This is a genomic window from Serratia sp. X10 (assembly GCF_017811775.1).
GTDB lineage: Bacteria > Pseudomonadota > Gammaproteobacteria > Enterobacterales > Enterobacteriaceae > Serratia > Serratia ureilytica.
Genome location: NZ_JAEIOH010000002.1, coordinates 220,314 through 239,605 on the forward strand (window position 1 = coordinate 220,314; position 19,292 = coordinate 239,605).

12 protein-coding genes and 1 pseudogene are annotated in these 19,292 nt (G+C 59.4%); 5 read left to right on the top strand and 8 right to left on the bottom strand.

Features of this window, described 5'->3' with window-relative positions; genetic code table 11:
* The first annotated feature begins 87 nt into the window (after window positions 1-87).
* On the top strand, window positions 88-1,284 hold the full coding sequence (locus tag J9788_RS06545) for a nicotinamide mononucleotide deamidase-related protein YfaY (RefSeq protein ID WP_033651929.1): 1,197 nt from the start codon (window positions 88-90) through the stop codon (window positions 1,282-1,284).
* A 3-nt stretch (window positions 1,285-1,287) separates the two neighbouring features.
* Here the strand turns inward: J9788_RS06545 and J9788_RS06550 are convergent, their stop codons facing one another.
* Complete coding sequence (locus J9788_RS06550) at window positions 1,288-2,496, bottom strand: NAD(P)/FAD-dependent oxidoreductase (RefSeq protein ID WP_235430892.1); 1,209 nt, start codon at window positions 2,494-2,496, stop codon at window positions 1,288-1,290.
* A gap of 114 nt (window positions 2,497-2,610) precedes the next feature.
* Here J9788_RS06550 and J9788_RS06555 point away from each other — a divergent pair, with 114 nt between their 5' ends.
* Together J9788_RS06555 and J9788_RS25165 are read left to right on the top strand one after the other, a co-directional pair.
* Window positions 2,611-3,432 (top strand): helix-turn-helix domain-containing protein, encoded by an 822-nt coding sequence (locus tag J9788_RS06555; protein ID WP_046896332.1) that lies wholly within the window; start codon window positions 2,611-2,613, stop codon window positions 3,430-3,432.
* A 231-nt stretch (window positions 3,433-3,663) separates the two neighbouring features.
* The gene (locus tag J9788_RS25165) at window positions 3,664-3,816 is read left to right on the top strand and encodes a Hok/Gef family protein (RefSeq protein ID WP_004935921.1); all 153 of its coding nucleotides are present in this window, start codon (window positions 3,664-3,666) and stop codon (window positions 3,814-3,816) included.
* A gap of 59 nt (window positions 3,817-3,875) precedes the next feature.
* Here J9788_RS25165 and yfaE read toward each other — a convergent pair whose 3' ends face one another.
* The 4 genes from yfaE to ubiG form a co-directional block, all read right to left on the bottom strand.
* Window positions 3,876-4,136 carry a class I ribonucleotide reductase maintenance protein YfaE gene (yfaE, locus tag J9788_RS06565; RefSeq protein WP_004935919.1) on the bottom strand — a complete coding sequence of 87 codons (261 nt, stop codon included), beginning with the start codon at window positions 4,134-4,136 and terminating at the stop codon, window positions 3,876-3,878.
* Between the two features lie 3 nt (window positions 4,137-4,139).
* Complete coding sequence (nrdB, locus tag J9788_RS06570; protein WP_004935915.1) at window positions 4,140-5,270, bottom strand: class Ia ribonucleoside-diphosphate reductase subunit beta; 1,131 nt, start codon at window positions 5,268-5,270, stop codon at window positions 4,140-4,142.
* 67 nt (window positions 5,271-5,337) lie between these two features.
* Entirely contained in the window at window positions 5,338-7,626 is a 2,289-nt protein-coding gene (gene nrdA, locus J9788_RS06575; protein ID WP_182264122.1) for a class 1a ribonucleoside-diphosphate reductase subunit alpha, read from the bottom strand.
* 438 nt (window positions 7,627-8,064) lie between these two features.
* Window positions 8,065-8,790, bottom strand: coding sequence for a bifunctional 2-polyprenyl-6-hydroxyphenol methylase/3-demethylubiquinol 3-O-methyltransferase UbiG (gene ubiG, locus J9788_RS06580; protein WP_044032019.1), 726 nt, complete (start codon window positions 8,788-8,790; stop codon window positions 8,065-8,067).
* A 212-nt stretch (window positions 8,791-9,002) separates the two neighbouring features.
* Between ubiG and gyrA the strand changes: the two genes are divergently transcribed.
* On the top strand, window positions 9,003-11,645 hold the full coding sequence (gyrA, locus tag J9788_RS06585) for a DNA topoisomerase (ATP-hydrolyzing) subunit A (protein WP_033643840.1): 2,643 nt from the start codon (window positions 9,003-9,005) through the stop codon (window positions 11,643-11,645).
* 166 nt (window positions 11,646-11,811) lie between these two features.
* On the top strand, window positions 11,812-14,673 hold the full coding sequence (rcsC, locus tag J9788_RS06590) for a two-component system sensor histidine kinase RcsC (RefSeq protein WP_182264123.1): 2,862 nt from the start codon (window positions 11,812-11,814) through the stop codon (window positions 14,671-14,673).
* Between the two features lie 61 nt (window positions 14,674-14,734).
* Here rcsC and rcsB read toward each other — a convergent pair.
* From rcsB to J9788_RS06605, 3 genes and pseudogenes are all read right to left on the bottom strand, one after another.
* Window positions 14,735-15,386, bottom strand: a pseudogene (gene rcsB, locus J9788_RS06595) (response regulator transcription factor RcsB).
* Window positions 15,379-18,081 (bottom strand): phosphotransferase RcsD, encoded by a 2,703-nt coding sequence (rcsD, locus tag J9788_RS06600; protein WP_182264124.1) that lies wholly within the window; start codon window positions 18,079-18,081, stop codon window positions 15,379-15,381. Before rcsD ends, rcsB begins: the two are co-directional and overlap by 8 nt.
* Window positions 18,082-18,101: 20 nt before the next feature.
* On the bottom strand, window positions 18,102-19,256 hold the full coding sequence (locus J9788_RS06605) for an MFS transporter (protein ID WP_182264125.1): 1,155 nt from the start codon (window positions 19,254-19,256) through the stop codon (window positions 18,102-18,104).
* Window positions 19,257-19,292: the final 36 nt, after the last annotated feature.

Below are 19,292 nucleotides of genomic sequence, written 5' to 3' on the forward strand. Positions count from 1 at the left end.
CGATGGCGGAAATAATCCGACGGCGGCTAGTGAAAAGTTATTTACGGGCTTCTATAGTGGAATGACCAAAAAATGCGGGAGAGATCAATGTTAAGGGTGGAGATGCTCAGCACCGGCGATGAGGTGCTGCACGGGCAAATTATTGATACCAACGCCGCCTGGCTGGCGGACTACCTGTTCCAGCAGGGCGTGCCGATGAGCGGGCGGGAAACGGTAGGGGACAGCCTCTCTGCTTTGATCGAGATCCTGCAGGAACGCAGCCATATCGCCGATGTGCTGATCGTCAACGGCGGCCTGGGGCCGACCAGTGACGATTTGAGCGCGCTGGCCGCCGCGAAAGCCTGCGGCGTAGAGCTGATTGAACGGGCCGACTGGCTGGCGCGCATGGAAGCCTATTTCGCCGAGCGCGGGCGGCCGATGGCCCCTTCCAACCGCAAGCAGGCGCAGATCCCGGCCAATGCGGAAATGCTGGATAACCCGGTGGGCACCGCCTGCGGTTTCGCGTTGCAGCTGAACCAATGCCTGATGTTCTTCACCCCCGGCGTGCCTTCGGAATTCAAAGTGATGGTCGAACAGCAGATCGTGCCGCGTCTGCGCCAGCGCTTCACTTTGCCAGCGCCGCCGCTGTGCCTGCGCCTGACGACGTTCGGCACCTCCGAGAGCGATCTGGCCGCCGAACTGGATAGCCTGCCGCTGCCGCCGGACGTGGTGCTGGGGTACCGCTCGTCCAGCCCGATCATTGAGCTGAAGCTGACCGGGCCGGAAAGCCGGCGCGCGGAGATGGAGCTGGCCTGGCGACGCGTGCGCGAGGTGGCGGGGGACAACTGCATCTTCGAAGGCACCGTCGGGTTGCCGGCGACGCTGACGCAGCGCCTGAATCAGCAAGGGCTGAAGCTGGCGTTGAGCGAGCAATTCAGCGGCGGCTTGATCAACCTGCAGCTGCAGAGCGAAGGCGCGCCGCTGGCGGGGGGAGAGCTGCTGCCGGCCCATTGCATCGAAACGCTGGAAACGACGCTGGCGCGCGCCCGCTCGCTGGCGGAATTGACCGGCGCGCCGTTGGCGTTGGCGGTCAGCGCCATGCGCGATGAGCAGGTGAGCATTGCGCTGCACACGCCGCGCGGCGGGATTGGCCAGACCGTGCGTTATCGCGCGTCGCGCCACGGGCTGCGGCTGCGGCAGGAGTCGGTGGCGATGCTGGCGCTGGATATGCTGCGCCGTTGGCTGAATGGGGGCCAGGCGTGCGGTAAAAACGCCTGGCTGGAGGTGGTGGAAATTATCGAGTGACGCTCATGGCGCTGAGTTGTCTGCCTCACTGTTTTGTTGTAGCCGTTCGGACGCCAGGCGTGAAAGACGTATTACCGCCGCGCCTCGCGTTTGCAGCTCTGTACCGTAGTTCCTGAGCGCCTGCGCGGCGCTGTCTGAGTGCGCCAGATGCGCCGCCAGGCTGGCGGCGTCTACCAGCGCGGTGTTGGCGCCGAGCCCACCCGCCGGGCTCATGGCGTGCACGGCGTCGCCGAGAAAGGCGATGCGTTCGCTGTGCCATTCCGGCATCGCCGCCGTAACCTGCACCGTCCGCACGCTGAGCGACAGGGGATCCGCCAGCGCTAACGCCGTTTGCAAGGTGGGCGCCCAGCCTTGCGAGATATGCCGCACGCGCGCCTGCAACGCGGTGCTCTCCTCCAGTCCCGGGGCCCCGCCGAGACGATCAGCCGATCCGATACAGGCCCAATAGAGATAGTCGTCGACCGGCGAGAGGCGGCAATCGGGCGCGTAGTCGGCCGCCAGTTGCGCCATGGGGGCCTGAAAGCGCATCGGTTCAACCACCAGCGACATGCCGTCGGCGAAGATCACCGATACGCCGTTCAGCAGCTCAGGGGCCAATTGGGCGCGGGTCGCCGCATCGAGCGGCGTTTTGCCGTAGAGGGTGACCGCACCGCTGTCTTCGGGCCCCGCCTCGGGCAGGCAGCGCCGCCGCACCAGCGAGTTGACGCCGTCGGCGGCGATCAGCACATCGACCCGCACGTGCTCGCCGTTGGCGAACTGAAGTTCCACACCCTGCGGCGTTTGTGCAAATTCACGCAAGGTATGGCCGAAACGCACCCGGTCTTGCAGGCCGGCAAGCAGGATCTCGCGCAGCGTTTGGCGATGAATGCCGAGATCGCCGCCCGGTTCTTGCGTTTGGCGCTGGCTGGAGGGCAACCAGTGCTCGGGGCGCCGGCCGGTGAGCGGGGCAAGCTGCGGATCCCATAGATTGCTCTCGCCGCTGTTTTGCGCGCTGCCGGCGCAGAGCAAGCGGTAGTGCGCCGGCGGCAGGCAGGCGGCCAGCGCCTGCTGGCCCGACGGATCGATGCGCAGCCGGTAGCCCTGATCGCGTGCTTGCGGTGTGGTGTCGCGTTCAAACACCGTGGCGTGGATGCCGAAGCGGCGCAGTCCCTGAGCCAGACACAGGCCGCCGGGCCCGGCGCCGATAATGCCAATGCTGAATGTTGTCATCATGTTCCCTCGTGAGTCAGTGGCCAGACGGTAGCGGCCGGAAGCATTTCATTATGTCGGTGCAGGAAAAGGTTGGTATAACGGTATCTGGACTAAAAATAGTGATTAGTGGCCAATATGAATGCGAACCTTCACGCCCTCGACGCTGACTGCAGCGAATGGTCGGCGGGCCCCTGGCTGATCGCCCTTGGCGGCCGCGACGCGGCAGGCCGGGAGTATCGGTTGGGCACGCGCGAATACGACTGGCATCAGCATGTGCGCGGGCAGTTGCTGTGCGTTGAAAGCGGTTTGCTGCATGTAAGCACGGCGCAGGGCGATTGGGTGCTGCCGCCTCAGCGGGCGGGTTGGATCCCGCCGGCGACGGAGCACCGGGTGCAGGTTTGCGGCGCGCTGAGCGGCTGGAGTTTACTGCTGGCGCCGGAGGCCTGCCACAAGCTGTCGAATACACCTTGCGTTATCGGCATCAGCGCAGTGCTGCAGGCGCTGGCTCAGCGTGCGGAAGGTTGGGACAAACGCAGCGCGCTTACCCTGGAGCAGGAGCGTATGGCGCAGGTGATGCGTGACGAGATACGGCTGGCGCCGACGGAGCCGCTGTATTTACCGATGTCGTCCCATCCGCGCCTGGCCGGCGTTCTGCAGGCCTTGCTGGCGCAACCGGGGAGCGAACGTTCACTGGAGGCGTGGGCTGAATGGGGGGCGATGTCGCCGCGTACCCTGCGGCGGCTGATGATCGGCGAGACGGGGTTGAGTTTTGCCCAGTGGCGTCAGCAGGCTCGGTTGTCATATGCGTTGGCGAAGCTGGCCGAAGGCGAAACGGTGCTGCAGATTGCGGAGGCGCTGGGGTATGCCTCGCCGAGCAATTTTATCGCCATGTTTCGTAAAGCCTTCGGCGATTCCCCGGCGCGTTATTTTTCCTCATCGGCGGGAAAGGGGCGCTAAGCGAAATACTTTGAGGATAGTTATATATCCCTGATTAATCATAACCTTATAGGGGATATTCGCGGTGAGGGAATGCTGTTACTCTCTTGACGGGTGCTTGAGACTGTTCGTCTTGGGCATTGTGTGACAAGGCGGATAGATGAAAGCCCCAGACTGACTCTCAATCAGAATGGGGCTGCACATACCGCCTAGACACCGGTATGGTAGCCCCTTCACAGCAAGGAGGCAAGCATGCGCTTAAGGCATGTGTTTCACTCGCTAACCGTTGTATGTATTACGGTTTTGTTATTTATCTGGATGATAAGAGACTCGCTGTGCGAGCTGAAAATCTACCAGGAAAATATCACTATCCTGATCAGGTTGGCGTGTGAGGTGAAGCGGTAATCCTAGGGCGGGGGCAACCCCGCCTTCTGGTCTCCAGGCGTGGTTTCCGGCACCCGACTTTACATTTCCAGCTCGATATCCGTCAGCGGCATGCAGCAGCAGGGCAGGATTTCACCGGCGTTGATAAACGCCAGCGGCTGTTGGCGGTAGGCCACTTCGCCTTTCACCAGCTTCAGGCGGCAGGCGCCGCAATAGCCGGAGCGGCATTGGTACTCCACCTGCACGTCGTGCCGTTCCAGCACGTCGAGCAGGCAGTTTTCACTGTTAGGGCAAGAGAGCTGCGTGCCGGCGGCGCGCAGCGTTACGGTTGGCGTCGCCATCGCTTACAGTTCGAAGTCGCTCAGGTCGTCGGCGTTGATCTCCGAGTCGATCTGGCCAACCAGGTAGGAGCTCACTTCCACTTCCTGCGGCGCTACCTGCACGTTGTCGGACACCAACCAGGCGTTGATCCACGGGATCGGGTTGGAGCGGGTTTCGAACGGCAGACCGAGGCCGACCGCCTGCATGCGGATATTGGTGATGTATTCCACATACTGGCACAGGATGTCTTTGTTCAGGCCAATCATCGAGCCGTCGCGGAACAGGTATTCCGCCCACTCTTTCTCCTGCTGAGCGGCCAGCACGAACAGATCGTAGCACTCTTGCTGGCACTCCTCGGCGATCTCCGCCATTTCAGGATCGTCGGCGCCGGAACGCATCAGGTTCAGCATGTGCTGGGTGCCGGTCAGGTGCAGCGCTTCGTCGCGGGCGATCAGTTTGATGATTTTGGCGTTGCCTTCCATCAATTCGCGCTCGGCGAACGCGAAGGAGCAGGCAAAGCTGACGTAGAAGCGGATCGCTTCCAGCGCGTTCACGCTCATCAGGCACAGGTACAGCTGCTTCTTCAGCGCACGCAGATTGACGGTGACGGTTTTACCGTTCACCTGGTGGGTGCCTTCACCCAGCAGGTGATAGTAGCTGGTCATCTCGATCAGATCGTCGTAGTAGCCGGAAATGTCTTTCGCGCGCTTCTTGATCTCTTCGTTGGTGACGATGTCGTCGAACACCAGCGCCGGATCGTTGACGATGTTGCGGATGATGTGGGTGTAGGAACGGGAGTGGATGGTCTCGGAGAACGACCAGGTTTCCACCCAGGTTTCCAGTTCAGGGATCGAGATCAGCGGCAGCAGAGCGACGTTCGGGCTGCGGCCCTGAATGGAGTCCAGCAGGGTCTGATACTTCAGGTTGCTGATGAAGATGTGCTTCTCGTGCTCCGGCAGCGCCTGATAATCGATGCGATCGCGAGAGACGTCAACCTCTTCCGGGCGCCAGAAGAAGGAGAGCTGTTTTTCGATCAGTTTTTCGAAGATTTCATGCTTTTGCTGGTCGAAACGCGCAACGTTTACCGACTGGCCGAAGAACATCGGCTCTTGCAGCTGGTCGTTTTTGGTCTGAGAAAAAGTGGTGTAAGCCATAAGCCTGAATCCATCGTAACGTGGCTAAATGAAGGGGCCGGAAAATTCCGGCCCGCTAGGTCAAACTTTAGATCTTGCAGGCGCCGCTTTCGCAGTCATCATCGCCGGCCTTGGCAGGCTGCAAATCTTCCTGGGCGTCTTCCGCGCCGTCGCGGGTGTTTTGGTAGTACAGCGTTTTCACGCCGAACTTGTAGGTGGTGAGCAGGTCTTTCAACAGCTGCTTCATCGGCACCTTGCCGCCCGGGAAGCGGGTCGGATCGTAGTTGGTGTTGGCCGAAATCGACTGGTCGATGAATTTCTGCATCAGCCCCACCAGCTGCAGATAGCCGTCGTTGCTCGGCATTTCCCACAGCAGCTCGTAGTTGTCTTTCAGACGCTCATACTCCGGCACAACCTGGCGCAGGATGCCGTCTTTCGACGCCTTGATGCTGATGTGGCCGCGCGGCGGCTCGATGCCGTTGGTGGCGTTGGAAATCTGCGAAGAGGTTTCCGACGGCATCAGGGCGGACAGCGTCGAGTTGCGCAGGCCGGTTTCCTGGATCTCTTTACGCAGGGTTTCCCAGTCGTAGTGCAGCGGCTCGCTGCAGATCGCATCCAGGTCTTTCTTGTAGGTGTCGATCGGCAGGATGCCCTGCGAATAGGTGGTTTCGTTGAACCACGGGCAAGCGCCTTGTTCCTGCGCCAGACGGTTGGAGGCTTTCAGCAGGTAGTACTGAATGGCTTCGAACGTCTTATGGGTCAGGTTGTTGGCGCTGCCGTCGGAGTAGCGCACGCCGTTCTTCGCCAGATAATAGGCGAAGTTGATGACGCCGATGCCCAGGGTGCGGCGACCCATCGCGCCACGGTGCGCGGCCTTGATCGGATAATCCTGATAATCCAGCAGGGCGTCCAGCGAACGTACCGCCAGGGTCGCCAGCTCTTCCAGATCGTCCAGGCTGTCGATCGCGCCCAGGTTGAAGGCGGACAGGGTGCACAGCGCTATCTCGCCGTTTTCGTCGTTGACGTCTTCCAGCGGTTTGGTCGGCAGGGCGATTTCCAGACACAGGTTGGACTGGCGCACCGGCGCGATCTGCGGATCGAACGGGCTGTGGGTGTTGCAGTGGTCGACGTTCTGGATGTAGATACGGCCGGTAGAGGCGCGTTCTTGCATCATCAGCGAGAACAGCTCAACCGCTTTCACGCGCTTCTGGCGAATGCTGTCGTCTTTCTCGTACTGGGTGTACAGGCGCTCGAATTCGTCCTGATCGGCGAAGAACGCGTCATACAGCCCCGGCACGTCGGACGGGCTGAACAGAGTGATGTCTTCGCCTTTGATCAGGCGCTGGTACATCAGACGGTTCAACTGCACGCCGTAGTCCATGTGGCGCACGCGGTTGCCTTCAACGCCGCGGTTGTTTTTCAGCACCAGCAGGCTTTCCACTTCCAGGTGCCACATCGGGTAGAACAGCGTTGCCGCGCCACCGCGCACGCCGCCCTGCGAGCAGGATTTGACGGCGGTCTGGAAGTGTTTGTAGAACGGGATGCAGCCGGTATGGAAGGCTTCACCGCCACGGATCGGGCTGCCCAGCGCGCGGATGCGGCCGGCGTTGATGCCGATGCCGGCGCGTTGCGAAACGTATTTCACAATGGCGCTGGAGGTGGCGTTGATGGAGTCCAGGCTGTCGCCGCACTCGATCAGCACGCAGGAGCTGAACTGGCGGGTTGGGGTGCGCACGCCGGACATGATCGGCGTAGGCAGCGAAATCTTGAAGGTGGAAATCGCGTCGTAGAAACGTTTGACGTAGTCCAGACGAGTTTCACGCGGGTAGTTGGAGAACAGGCACGCGGACACCAGCATGTACAGGAACTGGGCGCTTTCGTAGATCTCGCCGCTGACGCGGTTCTGCACCAGATACTTGCCTTCCAGCTGCTTGACGGCGGCATAAGAGAAGTTCATGTCGCGCCAGTGATCGATAAAGGAGTCCATCTGCTCGAACTCTTCAGCGCTGTAGTCTTCCAGCAGATGTTTATCGTATTTGCCCATCTGGACCATGCGGGTCACGTGAGCGTGCAGCTTCGGCGGTTCGAACTGACCGTAAGCCTTTTTACGCAGGTGGAAGATCGCCAGGCGAGCGGCCAGGTACTGATAGTCCGGCGCATCGCGGGAGATCAGATCGGCAGCGGCTTTGATGATGGTTTCGTGAATGTCGGCGGTTTTGATGCCGTCATAAAACTGAATGTGGGAACGCAACTCTACTTGAGAAACCGAGACGTTGTGCAATCCTTCTGCGGCCCAATCGATGACCCGGTGGATTTTGTCGAGGTTGATGCGCTCTTTACGGCCATCGCGTTTAGTTACAAGCAGACTTTGGTTCATGTGGTGTTTTACCTGTCCGTATGGTGCCCCTAAGCAGAAGTGTAGTCGCTCTGCTCAGTATGTAAACACTATATATAGGGGTTGTATGTCGGTGAGGTAACAAGATAGTGAGAAAAAACGGCGTTTGCAAGTGAACAAAACCGGCCTAATTTGTGGATAACTTGGGGGTGAAATGTAACTTGCCGTTCGCAGTGCGCGCCGTGACTGGCGCGACAAGCTTGTCAATAAGCGAGATCAGATTTTACTGAAAAACTGAAAAAACCGATCGTTTGGCGCTTTATTAAACGTTAGAAAAAAACGGCATATTGATCTGATTTAATATTCTAAAAAACTGTCTACAACCGCGATTTTGATCGAAGTCGTGGAAATTAGGTATTTTTCCTAACAGCGCGTTGGCGCCGAACCCCGATAACGCAGGGCCGGCGCGGTTTACAGCGCTCAGCCTTCGTGCTGGGTGTGCACCATGTAGTTCACGTCAACGTTGCGCCCAAGCTTGAAATGATCGGTGATCGGGTTGTAATGCAGGCCGATCATGTGCTTTTCGCGCAGCGGCGTGCCGTCGACCCAGCCGATCAGTTCGGAAGGGCGAATAAACTTCTTATGATCGTGGGTGCCCTGCGGCACCATCTTCAGCACGTACTCCGCGCCGATCACCGCCATCAGCCAGGCTTTGGTGTTGCGGTTGATGGTGGAGAAGAACACGTGGCCGCCCGGTTTCACCAGTTGGGCGCAGGCGCGCACCACCGAGGCCGGATCCGGCACGTGCTCCAGCATCTCCATGCAGGTGACCACGTCGTAGCGCTGCGGGTTGACCTGAGCGTGGCTTTCCACCGTCTCCTGCACATAGGTGACGTCCATGCCGCTTTCCAGCGCGTGCAGCCGGGCGACCTGCAGCGGCTCCGCGCCCATGTCCAGCCCGGTTACCTTGGCGCCTTCGCGCGCCATGCTCTCCGCCAGAATGCCGCCGCCGCAGCCCACGTCGAGCACCTGCTTGTCAAAAATGCCGCCGGCGCGCTGCATGATGTAGTTCAGGCGCAGCGGGTTGATGCGGTGCAGCGGTTTGAACTCGCCTTCCAGATCCCACCAGCGGGAGGCGACGGCCTCGAACTTGGCGATTTCCTGGTGGTCAACGTTTTGCACTCGGCTGGATGATTCTGCGTTCATGGGCTTGTCTGGCTCCTTGTTCTCGTTGCGCGGATTATACATGTTCCGGCGCGGCATCGTCTGTGCCGATGCGTTTTTAGCGCACTTATCTGCACAATTTCCGTGAAACAGCGGCGGTTATTTTCCCGTAAAGCGTGCTTTGTGATATAGTTTTACACCTTTGCCACTATGGCAGCGGGCAGATGAATCATTAGTAGAGGGATAGCAGCTCCATGAGCGACCTTGCCAGAGAAATCACACCGGTAAACATCGAAGACGAGTTGAAAAACTCGTATCTGGACTATGCGATGTCCGTTATTGTCGGACGTGCGCTGCCAGATGTTCGTGATGGACTGAAGCCGGTTCACCGCCGCGTTCTGTACGCGATGAGCGTATTGGGTAACGACTGGAATAAACCATACAAGAAATCGGCCCGTGTCGTCGGGGACGTGATCGGTAAATATCACCCGCACGGTGACAGCGCGGTTTACGACACTATCGTGCGTATGGCTCAGCCGTTTTCACTGCGCTACATGCTGGTGGACGGCCAGGGTAACTTCGGTTCCGTCGACGGCGACTCCGCGGCGGCGATGCGTTATACCGAAGTGCGCATGTCCAAGATTGCTCACGAACTGTTGGCGGATCTGGAAAAAGAAACCGTCGACTTCGTGCCTAACTATGATGGCACCGAGCAGATCCCGGCCGTCATGCCGACCAAGATCCCGAACCTGCTGGTCAACGGCTCGTCGGGCATCGCCGTGGGCATGGCCACCAATATTCCGCCGCACAACCTGGCGGAAGTCGTCAACGGCTGCCTGGCCTATATCGACGATGAAAACATCAGCATCGAAGGGCTGATGGAACACATCCCGGGGCCGGACTTCCCGACGGCGGCGATCATCAACGGCCGCCGCGGCATTGAAGAGGCCTACCGCACCGGGCGCGGGAAAGTCTACCTGCGCGCGCGCGCGGAAGTGGAAGCCGACGCCAAGACCGGGCGCGAAACCATCATCGTTCACGAGATCCCGTATCAGGTGAACAAGGCGCGTCTGATCGAAAAGATCGCCGAGCTGGTGAAAGAAAAACGCGTGGAAGGCATCAGCGCGCTGCGCGACGAGTCCGATAAAGACGGCATGCGCATCGTGATCGAAGTCAAACGCGACGCGGTCGGCGAAGTGGTGCTGAACAACCTGTATGCGCTGACGCAGCTGCAGGTCACCTTCGGCATCAACATGGTCGCGCTGCATCAGGGGCAGCCTAAGCTGCTGAACCTGAAAGACATCCTCGAAGCCTTCGTGCGCCACCGCCGCGAGGTGGTCACCCGCCGCACCATCTTCGAACTGCGCAAGGCCCGCGACCGCGCCCATATTCTGGAAGCGCTGGCTATCGCGCTGGCCAACATCGACCCGATCATCGAGCTGATTCGCCGTGCGCCGACGCCGGCGGAAGCGAAAGTCGCGCTGGTGGCTCAGCCGTGGGATCTGGGTAACGTCAGCGCCATGCTGGAACGCGCCGGTGACGACGCCGCTCGCCCTGAGTGGCTGGAGCCGGAGTTCGGCATCCGGGACGGCAAGTACTACCTGACCGAGCAGCAGGCTCAGGCGATTCTGGATCTGCGTCTGCAGAAACTGACCGGCCTGGAGCACGAAAAGCTGCTGGACGAATATAAAGAGCTGCTCAACTTTATCGCCGAGCTGATCTTTATTCTGGAAAGCCCAGAGCGCCTGATGGAAGTGATCCGCGAAGAGCTGGTGGCGGTCAAAGAGCTGTACAACGACGGCCGTCGCACCGAGATCACCGCCAATACTTCCGACATTAACATCGAAGACCTGATCAACCAGGAAGATGTGGTGGTGACCCTGTCTCACCAGGGCTACGTGAAGTATCAGCCGCTGTCCGACTATGAAGCTCAGCGCCGCGGCGGCAAAGGCAAGTCCGCCGCGCGCATTAAAGAAGAAGACTTTATCGATCGCCTGCTGGTGGCCAACACCCACGATACGATCCTGTGCTTCTCCAGCCGTGGCCGCCTGTACTGGATGAAGGTGTATCAACTGCCTGAAGCCAGCCGTGGCGCGCGCGGCCGCCCAATCGTCAACCTGTTGCCGCTGGAAGCCGATGAGCGTATCACCGCCATTCTGCCGGTGCGCGAGTATGAAGAAGGGCGTCACGTGTTCATGGCCACCGCCAGCGGTACCGTGAAGAAAACCGCGCTGACCGAGTTCAGCCGTCCGCGCAGCGCCGGCATTATCGCCGTCAACCTCAACGAGGGCGACGAGCTGATCGGCGTTGATCTGACCGATGGTACCAACGAAGTGATGCTGTTCTCCGCCAACGGTAAAGTGGTGCGCTTCCCGGAAACGCAGGTGCGTTCGATGGGCCGCACCGCGACCGGCGTGCGCGGCATCAACCTCGGCGAAGGCGACAGCGTGATCTCCCTGATCGTGCCGCGCGGTGAGGGCGACATTCTGACCGTCACGCAAAACGGCTTCGGTAAACGTACCGCAGTCACCGAGTACCCGACCAAGTCACGCGCCACCCAGGGGGTTATCTCCATCAAGGTGAGTGAGCGTAACGGCCAGGTGGTCGGCGCCGTGCAGGTGGAAACCAGCGACCAGATCATGATGATCACCGATGCCGGCACGCTGGTGCGTACCCGCGTTTCGGAAGTCAGCGTGGTCGGTCGTAACACCCAGGGCGTGACGCTGATCCGTACGGCGGAAGACGAAAACGTCGTCGGTCTGCAGCGCGTGGCCGAGCCGGTGGAAGACGAAGAGCTGGACAGCCTGGAACCGGGCGCGGAAGCGGTGGAAGAAGACACTACGCCGCTGGACGATGGCGACGACGCGGCTGAGCCGATGGACGACGACAACGTTTAAGCAAGGTGAGGGCGTCGGCATGCCGACACCGTAATGCACTGAGACAAAAGGGCCTGGCAGCGATGCTAGGCCCTTTTTCAGTTATATGGTTTAATTGGCGCACCGAGCCGCCGGCCGCTGCGCCGGCGACAACGCGCGCCGCCACTGACTTTCGTATGGTATCCGATTGAAATATTTAGCCTCTTTTCGAACTACGCTGAAGATATCCCGCTATCTGTTCCGGGTGCTGGCGATTTTGCTGTGGTCGTTGGGAGCGCTGCTCACCACCTTTTATATTCTGAATATCCTGCATCAGAAAGAATCGGACATCCGCCAGGAGTACAACCTCAATTTCGATCAGGCGCAGGGCTATATCCGCCATTCTGCCGACATCATACGCGACATCAAGTACATGGCGGAAAACCGCCTCAACGGTTCGGTCAGCAGCCTGGACATGTTCAGCGGCGTGATCCCCGGCAAGGGCAGCCCACCGCAATTCTACCCGCTGTATCCGGAGTCTAACTGCGCCCTGAGCGCCACTTACCGCAGTTCACTCGATTCGCTGAGCGGCCTGATCCAGTATTGGAAAGAGAACTTCGTGGCGGCCTACGATCTCAACCGGGTGTTCTTTATCGGCGGCGACAGCCTGTGTCTGGCGGAATTCGGCGGCGGCAACGCGGTTGCCAACCGGGAAAACATGCTGAAGTTGCTGCACGAGCGCATTCTGAAATACCGCAACGCCAAGAATCTGGACAAAGACAACAACCTGTATTGGATTAGCCCCAGCGCGCAGCGGCCTGACATCGGTTATCTGTATGTGCTGACGCCTCTCTATATCGGCAACAAGCTGGAGGCGCTGCTGGGCATCGAGCAAACTGTCCGGCTGGAAGATTTCGTCACCGCCGGCAACCTGCCGATCGGCGTCACGCTGCTGGATGAAAACAACGATCCGATACTGCGCCTGGCGGATGGCGATCGCTATGCCGCTGCGCTCAACAGCTACCCCGAAGAGCATGCTTACTTCGGTTATGTCGACAACTACCGCGATCTGATCCTGAAAAAAGCGCTGCCGCCTTCATCGCTGAGCATCGTTTATGCGCTGCCGGTGAAAAGCGTGGTGGAACGCTTCAAAATGCTGATCCTCAATGCGCTGTTGCTGAACCTGTTGTCGGCTATCGTGCTGTTCACGCTGGCGTGGCTGTTTGAGCGCAAGATGTTCCTGCCGGCGGAGGACAATGCCTTCCGGCTGGAAGAACACGAACAGTTCAACCGCAAGATCGTCGCCTCGGCGCCGGTGGGCATCTGTATCCTGCGCATCAGCGATGGCACCAATATTCTGAGTAACGAACTGGCGCACAACTACATCAACCTGTTGACCCACGAAGATCGCGATCGCATTACGCGCATCATCTGCGAACAGCAGGCGAACTTCGTCGATGTGATGACCAGCAACAACAATAACCTGCAGATCAGCTTTGTCCATTCGCGCTACCGCAACGAAGAGGTGGCGATCTGCGTGCTGGTGGACGTCAGCGCGCGCGTGAAAATGGAAGAGTCGCTGCAGGAGATGGCGGCGGCGGCGGAGCAGGCCAGCCAGTCCAAATCGATGTTCCTGGCCACCGTCAGCCATGAGCTGCGCACGCCGCTGTACGGCATTATCGGCAACCTCGATCTGCTGCAGACCAAGGCGTTACCGCCAGGGGTCGATCGGCTGGTCAATGCGATGAACAACTCTTCCGGGCTGCTGCTTAAAATCATCAGCGATATTCTCGACTTCTCCAAAATCGAGTCCGAGCAGCTGAAGATTGAACCGCGTGAGTTCTCCTGCCTGGAGGTGATCACCCATATCGCCGGCAACTATTTGCCGTTGGTGGTGAAGAAACGTTTGGGGCTGTACTGCTTTATCGAGCAAAACGTGCCGGAGCGTATCTTCGGCGATCCGGTGCGGCTGCAGCAGGTGCTGTCCAACCTGGTGAACAACGCCATCAAGTTCACCGATACCGGCTGCATCGTGCTGCAGGTCTGCACCCGCGGCAGCTACCTGGAATTCAGCGTGCGCGATACCGGCGTTGGTATTCCGGAGAAGGAGATCTCACGCCTGTTCGATCCGTTCTTCCAAGTGGGCACCGGCGTGCAGCGCCACTTCCAGGGCACCGGTTTGGGGCTGGCGATCTGCGAGAAATTGGTCAACCTGATGGACGGCGACGTCTCCGTCGAGTCCGAACCGGGGCTGGGCAGCTTGTTCAGCATTCGCATTCCATTGTTTAACGCCCAGTTCCCGATCCCGCAGGCCAGCGATACCTGGCAGGGCCGGCGGCTGTGGCTGGATATCCGCAATCAGCGGCTGGAAGGCTACCTGATGGCGATTCTGGGCGGCTACGGCGCCGATATCCAGCGATATGACGGACAGAAGACCGCCGCCGACGAGGTGATGCTCAGCGATTATCCGCTGATGCTGAATACGCCGCTGTTGGCTCAGATCCAGTTCTCGACCGAACATATCGGCCCGTCGCTGGAAACCCGGCCAGGCTATTGGATGCACAGCACCTCTACGCCGCGTGAAACGCTGACCTTGATCAACCGATTGTTCGGCGTCGGCAACGGCGCGGCAGAGGCGCTGGTGCAGCTGCCGGTGCCCGCTAAGGCCAGCGCGGCGGACAACGGCGATATTCATCTGCTGGTGGTCGACGATCATCCGATCAACCGTCGTCTGCTTTCCGATCAGCTGGGGTCGCTGGGGTATCAGGTGGTGACCGCCAACGACGGCGTAGATGCGCTCGGCGTACTGAAACAGCACCACGTCGATATTGTGTTGACCGACGTCAATATGCCGAACATGGATGGCTATCGCCTGACGCAGGCGCTGCGGCAGATGCAGTTCAGCGCGCCGGTGATTGGTGTGACGGCGAACGCATTGGCGGAGGAGAAGCAGCGCTGTCTCGAGGCGGGCATGGATAATTGCCTGTCGAAACCGGTTACGCTGGAGACGCTGGAGCAGACATTGGCTTATTACAGCCAGCAGGTGCGCTACAACCGCAGCGAGGCCTGAAAAGCAAACAGGCACGGCGGATGCCGTGCCTGTTTGGCGTTAACCTGCCGCGAGGCGGGCTTTAGTCTTTGTCCAACGGCGTCATGCTGACGGACGAGAGGTAGTTGAGCAGGGCGATGTCGTTTTCGACGCCCAGCTTCATCATCGCCGATTTCTTCTGGCTGCTGATGGTTTTGATGCTGCGGTTGAGTTTCTTGGCGATTTCGGTCACCAGGAAACCTTCGGCGAACAGACGCAGCACTTCGCTCTCTTTCGGCGACAGGCGTTTGTCGCCATAGCCGCTGGCGCTGATTTTCTCCAGCAGTTTGGAGACGCTTTCCGGCGTGAACTTCTATGCCTTTCTGCAGGGCGGCCAGCGCCTTCGGCAGATCGGTCGGCGCGCCTTGTTTCAGCACGATGCCTTCGATATCCAGATCCAATACCGCGCTCAGGATCGCCGGGTTGTTGTTCATGGTCAGCACAATGATCGACAACTGCGGATAATGACGCTTGATGTACTTAATCAGCGTGATGCCGTCGCCATACTTGTCACCCGGCATCGACAGATCGGTGATCAGCACGTTGGCATCCAGCTTGGACAGATTGTTGATCAGTGCGGTTGAGTCTTCGAACTCCCCAACGACATTCACCCATTCAATTTGCTCAAGTGACTTCCGGATGCCAAACAGTACGATAGGATGGTCATCAGCAATAATTACGTTCAGGTTATTCATGTTGTTGGCTACCTTGCTTCAGCAGTCTGCTGACGAAAAAATCAATCTGACTGATGTTATTCTCGATCTCGGGCGCATCACCTTCTGCGATGCGCTGTTCTAACGATTCGCACAGCTGCTTGCCGGGAAGCAGATTTAACATGGCAAACACGCCTTTCAGGCGGTGTGCGGTTTGTGACAGCGCATTGAAATCACTGCTGCCCGCCTCAGTATACAGTTTTTTGACATCATCGGGTACTGTATCGACAAACAGCCCATAGTAATCACTTGATTTCAATTGTTTTTCATAGAGTTGGATATCTTCTGAGCTCAGTGAAAGCGGACTTTCTTCCTGCTCCAGCGCGGCCATTTGCTGTTCGATCAGCATCAGCACGGCGTCGATTAATGCGCCGTTCAGGTTATAGTTCACCCGAATGTAGCGTTTATCCAGCGCTTGCCAACCCGGTTCATCGGTCGCCAGCAACAGCGTGTAATCATCGGCTCGCTGCGGGTTATCGGTCAGCAGCACGTCATAATCGCGGTTGACCGCGCGATCTTCGGCGACGAGGCAGTCGGCGCCGTAAGCCTGCAACAGGCGGGTCACGATGCCGCGCACTTCATCTGAGGTGATGTCCAGCAGGGCGGTGACGCCGTCGAGCAGCTTTTCCTGTTCCTGCGGCTCTTTTCTCTCCATCTCCATGGCGACGCGAATGGTATAGCGAGTACCGATATCCACTTTGCTGCGAATGTCCAACTGGCCGTTAAGCTTTTTGCACAGCTGGTTGCACAGGAAGAAAGTGAGGCCGGAACCGTGGTTGAAGCGGTCCACCAGCGTCTGGCTGAGGAACGGGTAATTGAGGTTGCTGATCTCTTCGTTGGAGATGCCGGAGCCGGTGTCGTTGATTTGGAAAATCAGGCGATCCGGGTGTTCGGGCTCGTGGTCGATGACCAGAGAAATCTTGCCGCAGGCGGTGGTGATAATGGCGTAATGCACCAGCAGCGAGATCACTTTGCGCAGCGCGTTGGCGTCGCCGATGTAGTTCTGTTCGACGTCCAGCTGGAAATGCTTGAACAGCGCCAGCCCCTTTTGATTGAGAGCGGGCAGGGCTTCCAGCAGCAACTCGTCGATGATCGCCGCCGGGTTGAACGGCTCGCGCGTCGGTTGCCAGTCCTGGGTTTCCAGCCGCGTCAGCAGCGTGATGTTATCGATCAATCCCAGCACCGACGACGACGCCGCCGTCAGTTGGCCCAGCAGCGCCTGCCGTTGTTCCTCATCCGGCTGGTTGCGCAGGCTGTCGACCAGATCGTGCATCTGGCGCACCGGCTGATTCAGTTCGATGCCCAGGTTGTGCAACATCAGTTTGCGCGCCTGCACGTTCTTGTCGTATTCACGCCGTGCCTGCTGCAGCCGCTTGTTCACCATGACCTCTTTATCCTGATCGTGCATCAGGAACAGGTAGGTATCCGGCGACAGTTGGCTGCGGAAAATGCGGATTTCATACACCTCGTTGTTGACCGTTGCCTGAATGACGCCGTGGTGCTGTTCGGCCATGTGGGCGATTTTTTGCAGGCTGAGGTGCGGCAGCAGATGTTCGGCGATTTTGTTGCTGGCGATCACCGCATTGTTGGCGAAGCTGTAAACCAGCAGGCCGGAGGGCAGGCTGGCGATGATCTCTTGATTCAGCGCGCGCTCGGCCTCCAGCTCAACCGCCATATTTTCGCTCGGGCGGATGTACTGGCGGCGGATAAAGTAGATGCTCAGCATCGAGAGCGCCAACAGCAGCAGGTTGACCGCGATCAGCCAGATGTTGTTGCGCAGCAGATCGATGGCCAGATTAATGGCCGAAACGCGATACACCACCTTCAGCGGCGCATTGGGCAGGGCGGCGCTGAACTCCACCCAGCCGCCGCTCATCGCCGCCTGGGCGCCGAGGGCGGTTTCCGCCGGGATGGCGCTGTCGTCGAGCTCGACATCGTCCGGCTGCAGCAGGAAATTGGCGCGGGCCAGGTTGGCCGGAATGATGTCGTTGATCGGCAAGTCGAAGGCGATCACCGTCGCCAGATGTCCTGGCTGATTAAAGGTGGTGCGAATCGAGAACGAATAGGCGTTCTGGAAGCGCTGTTTGCGCAGATCGGAAAAGCTCTCGCGTTCGTCGAGCATATTGGCCTGTTGCAGCATCTCGGCGCGGCGTTCGTCCGCCGAAGTGGTCAGGTAGCTTTCCCTAAAGCGTGAAGCCAGCTCTTTGAGCGGCTGAGTGGTGATCAGACTGAGGCTGTTGTCCTGACCATTGAGGTAATACATGGCGTAGCTCTCGGTCTTGGCGCCCCAACGGTTGTCCAGGTAGTCCGAGATGTTGGCGATCATCGCCAGCGTGTTCTCGTCATGGCTGCCGAAGATCACCGCGTCGGTTTTCTTGTGCGGCTTCTCGACATAGTAGACGTCGGGGCGCAGGCGGGTTTCCTGCAAACCGGGATCGACATTCTGCGCCGGCGCGTTGCCGAATTTGTCATAGACCTGATAGGTCATGTAGCGATAGGTATCGATGCGCTTTTGCAGCGAACCGGCGATGCTGTTCAGCGTGTACTTCTTTTCCGCCAGCCAGGCGTTGGTGTAGTTGTAGCCATACAGGCCGATGCCGATCGTCAGCAGCACGATAAACAGCAGGAAGCAGCGAGTGATATTGCTGGAGCTAATGGTCAGTTGTTTATTTTGCATAGTGGCTGCGCATTCCTGAATCAGCGAGTGACGGCCCTGGCGCTGGCAGTCACCGCCAACAGCAGAGCGGCTACGCAGGCGAAGGCCACCGTCAGGCTGGAAAACTGAGCGATAAAGCCGATCAGCGCCGGGCCGGCCAGAATGCCGGCATAGCCGACGGTGGTAACGGATGCGATCGCCAAATTGGCCGGCATATCGCGTTGGTTGCCCGCGGCGCTGAACAGAATCGGCACGACGTTGGAAGCGCCCAGGCCAACCAGCATAAAGCCGACCAGCGAAACGGTGGCGTGATTGAAGGCGATAGCCAGGCTGAGACCGACAGCGGCGCACAGGCTGCCCAGCAGCAGCACCCGGTAGCGGCCCAGCGAGTTCACCACCCGATCGCCATTGAGGCGGCCGAGCGTCATGGTGATGGAAAACAGCGCATAGCCCAGCCCGGCCTGGCTGTGTTCGACGGCGCGCAGCGTGGTGAGGAACAGCGCGCTCCAGTCGAGCATCGAGCCTTCCGCCAGGAACATGATAAAGCACAGAATGCCGATAAACATCACCCAACCGCGCGGCAAGACGAACATCGGTCCGCCGTCGTCGGCGCCGCTGTCACGCAGCAGATGGCGGCTGGCGAACGCCAGCAGCACGATCACCGCCAGCACGGTGATCAGGGTGGATTGCAGCGGCGTCAGCCCCAGCCACAGCAGCGCGCTGACGCCGCCTGCGCCGGCGATGCCGCCGATGCTGAAGAAGCCGTGAAAGCCGGACATCATCGCCTTGCCGCTGTTGCGCTCGACGATAACCGCCTGCACGTTCATCGCCACGTCTATCATGCCGATCGCCGCGCCGAACAACAGCAGCGCCACGGCCATGCCGCCGAGGGAGTCCATCAGCGCCAGCAACGGCAAATCGATGCACAGCCCCAGCCCCGCCATCAGGATCACCGCGCGGCAGCCCAGTTTGCCGGTCAGGAAGCCGGTCAGCGGCATCGCCAACATGGAGCCGGCGCCGATACATAACAACAGCAGGCCGAGCGAGCCGTCATCGAGGCCTATGCGCGTTTTGGCGAAGGGCACCAGCGGCGCCCAAGCGGCCATGCCGAGGCCGGCGACGAAAAAGGCCAGGCGGGTGGCGATCTGTTGAGGAACGCCGGGCGTTTGCTGTTCATTGCACAAGGTGGCTGTCATGTAAGCGTCAGGATCTTGGGTCAAAAGAGTGGCGAA